The organism is Kitasatospora sp. NPDC059577 (genome assembly GCF_042735475.1).
Classification (GTDB): domain Bacteria; phylum Actinomycetota; class Actinomycetes; order Streptomycetales; family Streptomycetaceae; genus Kitasatospora.
In genome coordinates this window covers 1-11,966 of sequence record NZ_JBHWBZ010000034.1, presented here as the reverse complement: position 1 = coordinate 11,966, position 11,966 = coordinate 1, and the positions used below count along the sequence as shown (strand labels likewise).

Sequence of the window (11,966 nt, the reverse complement as noted above, 5' to 3'; positions counted from 1 at the left end):
TGCTGGCGGGGCGGGCCCGGCCCCGGGTCGGCCTGGCGTGCTGGGGGGTGCTGTATCGGGGTCGCTGCCCGCGCACCGCGCTCGGGGGCTCCGTCCCCCCGCACCGCCCCCCCCTTCGGCGTGTGGTGCGGGTGGTGCTGTGGTGCGGGTACTGCGGGTGCTGCGGGTGGTGCCGTGGCGCGTGCGGCGCCGGGCTACAGCGCGACGCCGAGCAGGGCGTCCACGGTGCGGCTCACCAGGCCGGGCGCGCCGATGTCGGTGCCGCCCTCGGCCTCCTGCCGCTCGGCCCAGCGGTCGACGGCGGCCAGCGCGGCGGGCGCGTCCAGGTCGTCGGCGAGCGCGGTGCGGACCTCGGCGAGCAGCTGCTCGGCCGACGGGCCGTCGGGCCGGGAGACCGCGGCGCGCCAGCGGGCGAGGCGCTCGACGGCCTCGTCCAGGACGTCCTTGGTCCACTCCCAGTCCGCGCGGTAGTGGTGCGAGAGCAGCGCCAGGCGGATCGCCGCCGGGTCGACGCCCTCGCGGCGCAGCGCCGAGACGAAGACCAGGTTGCCGCGCGACTTGGACATCTTGTGGCCGTCCAGGGCGACCATGCCGGCGTGCACGTACGCCTTGGCGTACGGGTGGGTGCCGGTGGCGACCTGGGCGTGCGCGGCGCCCATCTCGTGGTGCGGGAAGGAGAGGTCGCTGCCGCCGCCCTGGATGTCGAAGGACATGCCGAGGTACTGCAGTGCGATGGCGACGCACTCGATGTGCCAGCCGGGGCGGCCGTGGCCGAGCTCGGTGTCCCAGGCGGGCTCGCCCGGGCGGGCGGCCAGCCAGAGCAGGGCGTCCAGCGGGTTGCGCTTGCCGGGGCGGTCCGGGTCGCCGCCGCGCTCGGCGAAGACCGGGCGCATGGCCTCGCGGGTGAGGCCGGAGACCTCGCCGAAGTGCGGGTCGGCGTCGACCGAGAAGTAGATGTCGCCGTCCACCTCGTAGGCCGCGCCGGCGGCCAGCAGCTTCTGGACGATCGGGACGATCCACGGGATCGACTCGACGGCACCGATGTAGTGGGCCGGCGGGAGCAGGCGCAGGGCGGTCATGTCCTCGCGGAACAGGGCCGTCTCGCGCTCGGCCAGGGCGGTCCAGTCCTGGCCGGTCTCGACCGCGCGCTGCAGCAGCGGGTCGTCCACGTCGGTCACGTTCTGGATGTACAGGACGTCGTGGCCGGCGTCCTTCCAGACGCGCTGGACCAGGTCGAACGCGTTGTAGGTGGCGGCGTGGCCCATGTGGGTCGCGTCGTAGGGGGTGATGCCGCAGACGTAGATCCGGGCGGTGCCGTCCTGCGGCACGACCTCGCGGACCGTACCCGCTGCGGTGTCGTGGATACGGAGGGGGAGACCCTGACCAGGCAGGGCGGGAACCTCGGAGGCGGGCCAGGCATGCATGGAAACAACTTTAACCTTGCGAACATTTGAAAGCCTAACCAGTGCGCAAGATCGACTGGATTCGCTTCCTGCCGTTGCCCGACCGCTTCCGGACTGGTATTGCACGGTTTCCCGACCACATGCGGAGCCACACCCCCGTTCCGGACCCGGCCGCCCGGAGCCGGGCAGGGGTGAGCGCCCGGCCGGCCCTGCCGCCGACCGGGCGCCCGGCTCCCCGGGGAACGCGGCCGGAGCCGCTACGACCGCTGCCAGAGGGCCGGCACGTTCGGCGGCTCCCAGCCGGCCATGGCGGTGTGCGCCTGGAGGCAGACGTAGGAGACGCCGGAGTAGGTGACGCGGTCGCCCGCGCGGTAGGAGGCGCCCGGGGCCCAGGTGCCGCTCGGCGGCGTGGTGGGCGTCCCGGTGGGGGTGGTGGTGGGCGTCGGGCTCGGCGTGCCGGGGGTCTGCGGCACGTTCAGCACGAAGTCGTAGCTGCCCTCGCGGACGTTGCCGTTCTGCCGGACGTTCATCAGCAGCCGGGCGTCGTAGATGGTGTCGGTGCTGTTGCGGGGCTCGCCCGGGAAGTACAGCTGGGTGGTGACGACCTGGCGGCCGGGCGCCTGGAGCTTCACGTGGATGTGCCGGGTGCGGCCGGGGTAGAGCCCGGGCACGATGGTGTCCAGCTTGAACGCGCCGTTGGCGTCGCTGAACTGGTGGCCGCGGAAGGTGTAGCCGGAGTTGTCGTAGGTCCCGTTGTCGTCGGCCTGCCAGAAGTCCAGCAGCACGCCGGGGACCGGCCGGCAGGCGAGGCCGAAGACGTAGCCGCTGACGACCAGCCGGGTACCGGGGCCGTCGTTGACCATGGAGCTGCGCAGCGGGGAGTCGGGCTTGAAGTAGGGGCCCTCGGTCTGCTCGATCGTGGGGGCGTCGCCGTCGTGGCACTCGGGCGTGAGGTCCGGGGTCCGGCCGGCGCCGGCCTGCTCGCGGGCCAGTGCGACCCCGCCGCCGACCAGCAGCGGGGCGGCCCCGAGCGCGGCGGCGGCTTTCAGTACGGTCTTGCGGCTGATCATGCCGTCGGGCTCGGGCATGCGCCGTCTCCTTCTCGTGAGGCGGGGGTGGGGGTGGCCCTTGCCATGGTGGGGGCATGACAAGGGCCGGACCGGCCGCCCGTCCGCGCGCGCCGGACCGGCCACCGGTGGCCACCAGCAAAACTACGGACCATCCGGCGCGACCGCGATGGACATGATCCGGGGATCGTGGTGATTTCCGTCGACCCGGGCCCGGAACTCCCCCGGCGTCATCCCGGTCTCCCGTCGGAAGAAGCGGCAGAAGTACGCCGGATCCACGAAGCCCGCCTCCTTCGCCACCTGACGGATCGTCAGATCCGTGCAGGCGAGCAGCCGTTTGGCCTCCAGGGTCTGCTGGCGGCGGATCAGCCCGCCCGGGGTGCGGCCGGTCGCCTGCTTGACCAGGGTCTGCAGGTGCCCCGGGGAGACGCCGAGCTCCTGGGCCGTGGAGGCCACCGAGTGCCGCACCCCGCCCGGCCTGGCGATCAGCCGGGTGAAGGCGGCGGCCACCTCGGCCGGCCGACTGGGCACCGCGGGGGCACCGTGCGGGGCGCAGGCGCGCAGCGCCCGGACGATCAGGATGTGCAGGCTCGCCCGCAGCACGCCCTGGTAGCCGGGCGCCCTGGTCAGGTACTCGTGCTCCATGTCGGCGAACAGGGCGGCGATCGCGTCGGCCTGTCCGCCGAGCGCGAGGGCCGGGCGGGTGGCCAGGGCCCGCAAGGCGGCCAGGTCCTGCGGGTGGCCGAGCAGGAAGTCCTCGTTGAACAGGACGACCCGGCCGGTGAGTTCCTCGGTCTCCGCCCAGTAGTGCACCTGACCGGGGGTGATCACGCACAACTGCGGCGGCGCCAGCGGCCGGTGGACGAGGTCCAGGACGTGGGCGCCGCGGCCGCCGGTGACGTGGACGATCTCGTGGAACGAGTGCCGGTGGGGGAAACCGGCCCGGGAGAGCGGGCCGATCGCGTCGAAACTGCCGATCGCGAAGGGCAGCAGCTGGGGCAGCGGGACCTGCAGGCGGTGCAACGGCAGGTCCGGTGCGGTTCGGGGGGTGGGGGTGGTCCGTCGCGCGTCCATCGGAGCAGTGTGCGACCGATTCCGGCGAAAGGTCCAGACCATCAGCGAGTGTGGTCTAGACCGGCGGCCAGGGAATCGCGGGCCAGTCCTCGGAGGGCAGCGGATGGCGGCCGGAGCCACGCAGTTCGGCCACCCGGGCTCTGGTCGCGTCCAGCTCCGCCTCCGTCAGGTGCGGGGCGAGGCGCTCGGCGAGCTCGCCGTCCAACTGCCCCGCGAGCCCGGCCAGCACCTCCAGCGCCTCGGCCGGCAGCGGATCCCCCGCCCAGCCCCAGAGCAGGGTGCGCAACTTGCCCTCGGTGTTGAAGGTGACGCCGTGGTCGATGCCGTACACCCGGCCGTCGGCGGCCGGGATCAGGTGACCGCCCTTGCGGTCGGCGTTGTTGAGCACCGCGTCCAGCACGGCGAGCCGGCGCAGCCGCCGGTCGTCGTGGTGCACCAGCAGCGCGGTGCGCCCGCCCTCGACCTCGGCCCGGACGATCGGCAGCCAGCCCGCCTCCGGGCCGCGCGGGTCCTGCAGCGCGAGCAGCGGATCGGCCCCCGGGTCGGGCTCGACCCACAGCTGCACCATGCCCGGCCCGTGCGGGCCGTCCCGCAGCACGGTGGGCGGGATCAGCGCCCAGCCGGTCGCCGCGGACAGCTCGTACGCGGCGACCTCGCGGCCGGCCAGCGTGCCGTCCGGGAAGTCCCAGAGCGGACGCTCCCCGGCCACCGGTTTGTAGACGCACTGCGCGCTCAGCGATCCGTGCGCGACCGTGCAGTACAGCGCGGCGTTGGAGGCCTCGGTCAGCCGACCGTGCACGGTCAGTTCGCCCTGGCGCAGCAGCGCGAGGGCGGTGGGCACATCGGCGGCCAGCGCGGCGGCGGCCGCCGGATCGGCCTGCGGCGGCGTCTCGGTGTTCAGCGCCGGTAGCCGTTCGCGCGCGGGCACAGGTGGCCCTCCGGGTCGAGCGGCAGGTTGCAGAACGGGCAGGGCTTGCGGCCCGCCGCGACCAGGTCCAGCGCGCGCCGGGCGAACACCCGTGCCATCGCGCCGGACAGGCGCACCCGCAGCATGTCCGGGCCGGCGTCGTCGTCGGTGAAGACCGCGGCGGCGGCCTCCTCCTCTTCCTCCTCCTCGACCAGCGCCTGCGCCTCGACCACCAGGCAGCCGTCCACGCTGTCCCAGGCCAGGGCCATCGTGCCGACCCGGAACTCCTGCTCCAGCGGCAGGTCCAGCGGGGCGGTGTCGAGCAGGTCCTTCGGGGCGGCGGCCGGGATGGAGGCGTCGCCGCCGCTGCGCCGCAGCGCCTCGTCCAGGACCTCCTCGATGCGCTCGGCGAGCGCCGCGACCTGGGTCTTCTCCAGCAGCACGCTGGTGATCCGGCCCCGGGCACTGGCCTGCAGGTAGAACGCCCTGGCACCGGGCTGGCCGACGGTGCCGGCCACGAACCGCTCGGGCTGGTCGTAGAAGAAGACCTGACGGGTCACGCTCTCGCTCCGGATCGTGTCGGTCGGCGCGGATCCGCCGTGGGGGATCGCGGGTGTTCGGACTCGTTAGTCACCCTACGACCTTCGGGCTCCGGCCGGGGAGCCGAGCCGACGGCCGCGGGCGGGTGGCACACCGCGGCGCGGGCGGTGCCGCCCGGACGGGTGTCGCGGGCTTGCGCCGCAGCCGGCGCCACGGGCTCGCGCCTCGGGGGTCGCGGGCGGTACCGCTCGGACGGCGCCCCTCAGGCGGTGCCGCCGACCACCGCGTCACCGACCGGGGCGGCCGGGGCCGGGCCGCTCCTCGGCGCCAGCGAGGCGAGGTCACCGGTGTCGCCCATTCTCAGCACGAAGGGCCGCTGCGGGGTGTAGCGGATCGCGGTGACCGAGCAGGGCTCGACGCTGATCCGCTGGAAGTGGTCCAGGTGCAGGCCCAGCGCGTCGGCCACCACCGCCTTGATCACGTCACCGTGCGAGCAGGCGATCCAGACCGCGTCCTCGCCGTGCTCGGCGGCGATCTTCCCGTTCCACTCGCGCACCGCGCTCACCGTGCGGTGGCTCAGTTCGCGCAGTGACTCGCCGCCGGGGAACGCCGCCGCGGCGGCGTGGTCCTGGACGGTGCGCCAGAGCGGCTCCTTGGCCAGCTCGGCCAGCGGCCGGCCGGTCCACTCGCCGTAGTGGCACTCCCCCAGCCGGTCGTCCTCGGCCGGCCCGCCCAACTCGGGCCGGGCGGCCAGCAGCGGCGCCAGCGTCTGCCGACAGCGCTCCAGCGGACTGCTGACGGCCCGCGCCAGCGGGACGCCGGCCAACCGGTCGGCCAGCGCGGCGGCCTGCGCCCGCCCGGTGTCGTCGAGGTCGACGCCGGGGGTCCAACCGGCCAGGATCCCGGCGGTGTTCGCGGTGGAGCGGCCGTGACGGACGAGCAGCAGGGTGGGCATGGGGCCTAGCCTAAGGCCTCCGGGCCCGGCCGTGGAGGCCGGTCGCCGTCCGGTCGCCGTCGGTTGACCGGGCGGTCCCGCGCCCGGCGCTCCGGGCGCTCCGGGCCCGCTCCGACCCGGAGTCGGCGCTCCTCCCGGCGAACCGTTCCACCCCGGGTCCGTTTCGCCCGGCCGCGGCCGGGTGACAATGGCACGCATGATCGTCCAATGCGCCGCCTACTGCGACGGCCGCCGGATCGAGGCCCCCGACGACTTGGCCGGCGCGCTCGCCGCCGCCCGCGCGGCCGGTCCGGACGGCTTCGTCTGGATAGGCCTCTTCGAGCCGACCGCCGAGGAACTCGACCACGTCGGCGAGGAGTTCGGGCTGCACCCGCTCGCCGTCGAGGACGCCGTCCGCGCCCACCAGCGCCCCAAGGTCGAGGCCTACCAGGGCTCGCTGTTCATCGCCCTCAAGACCCTCGGCTACGCCCCCGGCGCGCACGTCACCACGGTCGGCGAGGTGATGGTCTTCCTCGGCCCCGACTTCGTGATGACCGTCCGGCACGGCCAGGACAGCCCGCTCGGCGACCTGCGGGCCCTGCTGGAACAGGAACCCGAACTGCTGCGCTACGGCCCCAGCTCGGTGCTGCACTCGGTCGCCGACACCATCGTGGACGGCTACATGGAGGTCACCACCGCACTGCAGACCGACCTGGACGAGCTGGAGTCCGACATCTTCACCCCCGGCCGGGTCGGCCGCGACACCGCCGGGCGGATCTACGGCTACAAGCGTCAGGTGATGGCCGTACGCCGCGCCACCGGCCCGCTGCTGGAACCGATGCTGACGCTGGAGCAGGGCACCCGCTTCGTCCGCCCCGAGACCGCGCCCTACCTGCGGGACGTCGCCGACCACCTGGCCCGGGTGAACGACCAGGTGGACGGCATGGACCGGCTGCTGTCCGACATCCTCAACGCGAATCTGGCGCAGGTCAGCGTGCAGCAGAACAACGACATGCGGAAGATCTCGGCCTGGGCGGCGCTGGCCGCCGTGCCGACGATGATCGCCGGCATCTACGGGATGAACTTCGACGACATGCCCGAACTCCACCAGCCCTGGGGGTACCCGGCGGTGCTGGTGCTGATGGCCGCGGTCTGCGTGGTCCTGCACCGGGTGTTCAAGCGGCACGACTGGCTGTAGTGCCGCCGACCCCCGGTCCGCGCCGCCGGTCCGGCGCTACGCCAGCCCGGCCCGCTCCAGCGCCTCGACACCCGTGCGCAGCGCCAGGATCCGCTCGTCCAGGGTGAACCCGGAGGGGGCCAGGGTGAGCGTGGTGACGCCCGCGTCGGCGTAGGCCTGCATCCGGTCGGCGATCCGGGCGGTGTCGCCGATCAGCGAGGTGGCGTCGATCAGGTCGTGCGGAACGGCGGCCGCGGCCCCCGCGTAGTCCCTGGCCAGGTACTTCTCCTGGATCTCGTCGGCGGCCTGCTCGTAGCCCATCCGCCGGGTCAGCTGGTTGTAGAAGTTCTTCTCCTTGCTGCCCATGCCGCCGATGTAGAGCGCGGCGTACGAGCGCAGGGCGTCGACCCCGGCCTTGATGTCCTCGCCGACCGCGAGGTTCACGGTCGGGCAGAGGTCGAAGCCGTCCAGCGTCCTCCCGGCCTTGGCGCGACCGGCGGTCAGCGGGTCGAGGGACATCGCGGCGTGCTCGGGCGAGAAGAAGATGCCGAGCCAGCCGTCGGCGATCTCCCCGGTCAGCTCCAGGTTCTTGGGGCCGATCGCGGCGATGTACAGCGGGATCTGCTCGCGCACCGGGTGCACGGTGAGCTTGATCGGCTTGCCCGGGCCGCCGGGCAGCGGCAGCGTCCAGTGCGCGCCCTCGTGGACCAGGCGCTCGCGGGACATCGCCTTGCGGATGATCTCCACGTACTCGCGGGTGCGGGCCAGCGGCTTGTCGAACTTCACGCCGTACCAGCCCTCGGACACCTGCGGGCCGGAGACGCCGAGGCCGAGCCGGAACCGGCCGCCCGACAGGGTGTCCAGGGTCGCGGCGGTCATCGCGGTCATCGCCGGCGTGCGGGCCGGGATCTGGAAGATGGCCGAGCCGACGTCGATCCGCTCCGTCTTCGCGGCGACGTAGCTGAGCACCGTCGCGGCGTCCGAGCCGTACGCCTCCGCCGCCCAGCAGACCGCGTAGCCGAGCCGGTCCGCCTCCTGGGCCACGGCGATGTTGTCGGCGTCCATGCCGAGTCCCCAGTAGCCGAGGTTGATACCGAGTCGCATCTGCCGCACCTTCCAGTGGGTTGGGTCGGGCCGAGGGTAACCGCGCCCGCGCCCGACATGCTACTGACGGGTAGTGGTGGGCCGGGTCACACGGTCGCCCCGCCCCGCGGGCGCGCGGGCGAGCGGCACCCCCGGCGATGATCGTTCTGCGGGTCTCCGCACCTGTCCGCACACCGGCCGCTACGCTCGGCCGACGTGGGGAGCGCTCTGCCCCACCTGCGCGTTCACAGGGCTGCCGGGGCACCCGGGGCCACCGGCCAGTGGAGGGCCCGTCCGATGGAACAGCGTCACCTGGGCCGCACCGGCCTGCAGGTCTCCCGGCTCGGCCTCGGCACCATGACCTGGGGCCGCGACACCGACGAACACGAGGCCGCCGAGCAGCTCAAGGCGTTCGTGGACGCCGGCGGCAACCTGGTCGACACGGCCGACGTGTACGCCGACGGCGGCGCCGAGTACCTGCTGTCCCGGCTCACCGACAACCTGATCCCCCGCTCCGAACTCGTCATCGCCACCAAGGCCGGCAGCGTCCCCGAGTCCGCCCGCCGCTTCGACTGCTCGCGCGGCCACCTGCTCTCCGCCCTGGACGCCTCGCTGCGCCGCCTCGGCACCGACTACGTCGACCTCTGGCAGGTGCACTCCTTCGACCCGACGACCCCGGTCGAGGAGACGCTCAGCGCCCTCGACATCGCCGTGTCCTCCGGGCGCGCCCGCTACGTCGGGGTCTGCGACTTCAGCGGCTGGCAGCTCGCCAAGGCCGCCACCTGGCAGCGCGCCCACCACGGGCGGGTGCCGCCGGCCGGCGCGCAGCTGGAGTACTCGCTGCTCCAGCGCGGGATCGAGCGGGAGGCGCTTCCCGCCGCACTGGACGCCGGGATCGGGGTGCTGGCCGGCTCCCCGCTCGGCCGCGGGGTGCTCACCGGGAAGTACCGGCACGGCGTCCCGCCGGACTCGCGCGGTGCCTCCCCGTACCTGGCCGGCTTCGTCCAGCCGTACCTCGGGGAGCGCTCGCGACGGATCGTGGACGCCCTCGCCACCGCCGCCGACGGCCTCGCCAGCAGCCCGCTGGCGGTCGCGCTGGCCTGGGTCCGGGACCGGCCCGGGGTGGCGAGCGCCCTGGTCGGCGCGCGGACGGTGGCACAGCTGCAGGCGGCGTTGTCGGTGGAGGAGCTTACGCTTCCGGGTGAGATCCGCGGCGCGCTGGACGACGTCTCGTCCCCGGTGCACCGCTACCCGGACCAGGGGTGGACCGAGCTGTGAGGCCCGGGCCGGATCGTCGAGCGGAACGTGCAGTGGAGTGACCTTTGGAGCGGACGACGATGAGTGACACGGGCAACGGCGCTCCGGAGGGGACCGGCGGGGCTCAGCTGACTCCGGAGGAGAAGGCGGCCAGGGTCGCGCAGCTGCGGAAGGACATGCTCAGCACCAGGCCGCAGGGGCTGGGAGGGGCCAGGCCCGAGGGCCCGGGTCCGCGCGGCAGCGCTGCCGCTCCGGCGCAGCGAACGGCGGAACCGGCGGAACCGGGCGAGCAGGCCGAGCAGGCCGCGGCTCCGGCCGCCGCCTCGCCGGTCGCGCCGTCCGGGCCGTCCGGGCCTTCCGGGCCTTCCGGGCCTTCCGGGCCGACGGTTGCGGTGGCCGCGACCGCGGCGACCACCGGGGCGCCCGACGAGCAGCCCGACGACGCGCTCCGGGCGACAGCCGCGGTGCTCACCGCCGGCGGCGCCCCGGCCGACCTGGCTCCGGCCGCCGTGGCCGAGTTCGGCGAGGGCGCGGCCGAGCGGCTGCGCACGGACCCGTGGGCGGTGCTGGGTCTGCCCGGCGTCCGCCCCGAGCAGGCGGACGGCTTCGCCCGCGGGCTGCTGGGCCCCGACGCCGGGCCCGGCGACCCGCGCCGCGCCAGGGCGCTGGTGCCGTGGCTGCTGGAACAGGCGGTGCTGCGCGGACACTCGGCCCTGGACCTGGCCGAGGTGGCCGCCGGGCTGGAACGGCTCCGGATGCCCGACCCGGCGGCCGCGATCCAGTCCGCCGTCGAGGACGGGCGGGTGCTGCCCTCCCAGGAGGAGCTGACCGGCCCCGAGGCGCACGCGGCCGGGGGCGAGGACGACGACGAGCCGCCGACTCGGACGCTGCTCGCACTGGAGCGGCTGGCGATGGCGGAGGACACCCTCGCCGAGGAACTCGTCAAGCTGATGGCCACCTTCGTCCCGGGCGAGGACGTCGGCGAGGCGGACGCCGAGGAGGCTGCCGCTGCCGGGCCCGAGCAGGAGGCCGTCCCGTCGGACGCCGCCCCCGGGGCCGAGGAGCAGGACGCCGGAGAGCAGGAGGGCGACAGCGCGGAGGCCGAAGGCCCGGGTGAGCCGGGTGAGGCCGTCGGTGCCCCCGCCGCCCCCGGGCCGACCGCCTGGGAGGCCGCCGCCGCGGCCGCGTCCTCCTCCTCGGCGACCGCCCTGATCCGCGCCGTCGCCGACGGCGCCCTGGTGCTGCACACCGGCGGCGAGGCGTCCCGCGCCGAACCCGCCGCACTGATCGCCGCCGCCCGCGGCCTCGGGCTGCGGGCCTGGGCCGCCGCCTGGACCGACCAGGGCCGGGACTCCTTCGCCGCGCTCCACGCGGCCGGGGCCGGGGCCGAGGCCCAGGCCGGGACCCCCGTGGTCACCACCCTCGCCGACCTGCTCTCCGGCGCCGGCGGCCCCGGCCGCACCCCGGACGGCATGCTCGCCCTGGACCTGCTGGTCGTCCTGGACGCACCGCTGCTGGACCTGGAACTGGCCGCGACCGTCCTGGAGTCGCTCGCCGACGGCACCCGACTGGTGCTCAGCGGTGACCCGGGCCAGCTCTGGTCGGCCGGACCGGGCCGCATCTTCGCCGACCTGCTGGCCGCCAAGGTCTGCCCGGCGGTCGCCTCCCGCACCCCGGACTTCGGTCCGATCGGCGAGCTGGTCTCCGGCGTCGGCATCGGCGAGCTCCAGCCGGTCGACGCGCCGGACAAGGAGGTGGTCATCCTGACCGCCAAGGACGCGGGCGAGGCCGTCCACCGCGCCGTCCAGCTGCTCACCGACTCCATCCCGCGCGCCCTCGGCATCCCGGCCGAGCAGGTGGTGCTGCTCACCCCCGGCCACGGCGGTGCGGCCGGCACCCGGGTGCTCAACGCGGCCGCCAAGGCGCGGCTGAACCCCGGCCCCGGCCGGTTCGGCGGCTTCGACCCGGGCGACCGGGTGGTCGACTCCCCCGCGCCCGGCGTCACCCACCCGGCCCGGGTGCTGGACGCCGACGCCACCGGCCTGCACCTGGAGTACGCGGACGGCTCGCGCCGGACGGTCCCGCCCGCCGAGGCCGCCCGGCTGCGGCACGGCTGGGCACTGACGGCCCACCAGGCGCTGGGCCGCCGCTGGCCGGGCGCCGTGGTCGTGCTCCCCGAGGACGCCGCCCCGGCGCTCACCCGGCAGTGGGTCTACACCGCCTTCGGCCGGGCCGAGCGGCACCTGTCCGTGGTGCACGCGGCGGGTCCGGCGCTCGCCCAGGCCGTCGCCGAGCGCCCGGCGCAGTCGCGCACCACCCGGCTGCGGGCGGTCCTCGCCGAGAACGCCGCTTCGGTGTCCTGAGGCCCGGCGTCCGCGGGCCCGGCGGGTCCCGGCCCCCGGGCCGGGGCCAAAGGCGGGGCCCCGGGGGGTGGGGGGCCCCCCGGGGGGGGTTTGGGGGGGGGGGCGGCGACCACCGGGGCCGCGGGGCCCTCGACGTTCGTCCACGCGGCGCAGTTGACCAC

General features: G+C 75.1%; 10 protein-coding genes. 3 read left to right on the top strand and 7 right to left on the bottom strand.

The window, feature by feature from the left end; genetic code table 11:
* Positions 1-194: 194 nt before the first annotated feature.
* The 6 genes from mshC to ACFV0O_RS24395 all read right to left on the bottom strand — a co-directional run bounded on the left by mshC (position 195) and on the right by ACFV0O_RS24395 (position 5,946).
* On the bottom strand, positions 195-1,424 hold the full coding sequence (gene mshC, locus ACFV0O_RS24420) for a cysteine--1-D-myo-inosityl 2-amino-2-deoxy-alpha-D-glucopyranoside ligase (RefSeq protein WP_360261664.1): 1,230 nt from the start codon (positions 1,422-1,424) through the stop codon (positions 195-197).
* A 236-nt stretch (positions 1,425-1,660) separates the two neighbouring features.
* Positions 1,661-2,491, bottom strand: a complete 831-nt coding sequence (locus tag ACFV0O_RS24415; RefSeq protein WP_380345276.1) for a carbohydrate-binding protein — start codon at positions 2,489-2,491, stop codon at positions 1,661-1,663.
* Between the two features lie 123 nt (positions 2,492-2,614).
* The gene (locus ACFV0O_RS24410) at positions 2,615-3,544 is read right to left on the bottom strand and encodes an AraC family transcriptional regulator (protein WP_380345274.1); all 930 of its coding nucleotides are present in this window, start codon (positions 3,542-3,544) and stop codon (positions 2,615-2,617) included.
* A 55-nt stretch (positions 3,545-3,599) separates the two neighbouring features.
* On the bottom strand, positions 3,600-4,397 hold the full coding sequence (locus tag ACFV0O_RS24405; protein ID WP_380345366.1) for an SCO1664 family protein: 798 nt from the start codon (positions 4,395-4,397) through the stop codon (positions 3,600-3,602).
* A 44-nt stretch (positions 4,398-4,441) separates the two neighbouring features.
* Positions 4,442-5,011: a DUF3090 family protein gene (locus ACFV0O_RS24400; protein WP_380345273.1), complete on the bottom strand. Its 570-nt coding sequence runs from the start codon at positions 5,009-5,011 to the stop codon at positions 4,442-4,444.
* 242 nt (positions 5,012-5,253) lie between these two features.
* Positions 5,254-5,946, bottom strand: a complete 693-nt coding sequence (locus ACFV0O_RS24395) for a histidine phosphatase family protein (protein WP_380345272.1) — start codon at positions 5,944-5,946, stop codon at positions 5,254-5,256.
* 196 nt (positions 5,947-6,142) lie between these two features.
* On the opposite strand from ACFV0O_RS24395, the gene ACFV0O_RS24390 reads away from it, so the two are divergent.
* The gene (locus ACFV0O_RS24390; RefSeq protein ID WP_380345270.1) at positions 6,143-7,123 is read left to right on the top strand and encodes a magnesium and cobalt transport protein CorA; all 981 of its coding nucleotides are present in this window, start codon (positions 6,143-6,145) and stop codon (positions 7,121-7,123) included.
* A 36-nt stretch (positions 7,124-7,159) separates the two neighbouring features.
* On the opposite strand, the gene ACFV0O_RS24385 is transcribed toward ACFV0O_RS24390, so the two are convergent.
* Positions 7,160-8,206 (bottom strand): LLM class F420-dependent oxidoreductase, encoded by a 1,047-nt coding sequence (locus ACFV0O_RS24385; protein ID WP_380345269.1) that lies wholly within the window; start codon positions 8,204-8,206, stop codon positions 7,160-7,162.
* A gap of 276 nt (positions 8,207-8,482) precedes the next feature.
* Between ACFV0O_RS24385 and ACFV0O_RS24380 the strand changes: the two genes are divergently transcribed.
* Positions 8,483-9,463 (top strand): aldo/keto reductase, encoded by a 981-nt coding sequence (locus ACFV0O_RS24380; RefSeq protein WP_380345268.1) that lies wholly within the window; start codon positions 8,483-8,485, stop codon positions 9,461-9,463.
* A gap of 371 nt (positions 9,464-9,834) precedes the next feature.
* Complete coding sequence (locus tag ACFV0O_RS24375; protein ID WP_380345266.1) at positions 9,835-11,805, top strand: helix-hairpin-helix domain-containing protein; 1,971 nt, start codon at positions 9,835-9,837, stop codon at positions 11,803-11,805.
* Positions 11,806-11,966: the final 161 nt, after the last annotated feature.

Excerpts from the sequence above, each read along its gene's own strand:
- mshC (WP_360261664.1), bottom strand. The coding sequence starts at position 1,424 with ATGCATGCCTGGCCCGCCTCCGAGGTTCCCGCCCTGCCTGGTCAGGGT.
- ACFV0O_RS24415 (WP_380345276.1), bottom strand. The coding sequence starts at position 2,491 with ATGCCCGAGCCCGACGGCATGATCAGCCGCAAGACCGTACTGAAAGCC.
- ACFV0O_RS24410 (WP_380345274.1), bottom strand. The coding sequence starts at position 3,544 with ATGGACGCGCGACGGACCACCCCCACCCCCCGAACCGCACCGGACCTG.
- ACFV0O_RS24395 (WP_380345272.1), bottom strand. The coding sequence starts at position 5,946 with ATGCCCACCCTGCTGCTCGTCCGTCACGGCCGCTCCACCGCGAACACC.
- ACFV0O_RS24390 (WP_380345270.1), top strand. The coding sequence starts at position 6,143 with ATGATCGTCCAATGCGCCGCCTACTGCGACGGCCGCCGGATCGAGGCC.
- ACFV0O_RS24385 (WP_380345269.1), bottom strand. The coding sequence starts at position 8,206 with ATGCGACTCGGTATCAACCTCGGCTACTGGGGACTCGGCATGGACGCC.
- ACFV0O_RS24380 (WP_380345268.1), top strand. The coding sequence starts at position 8,483 with ATGGAACAGCGTCACCTGGGCCGCACCGGCCTGCAGGTCTCCCGGCTC.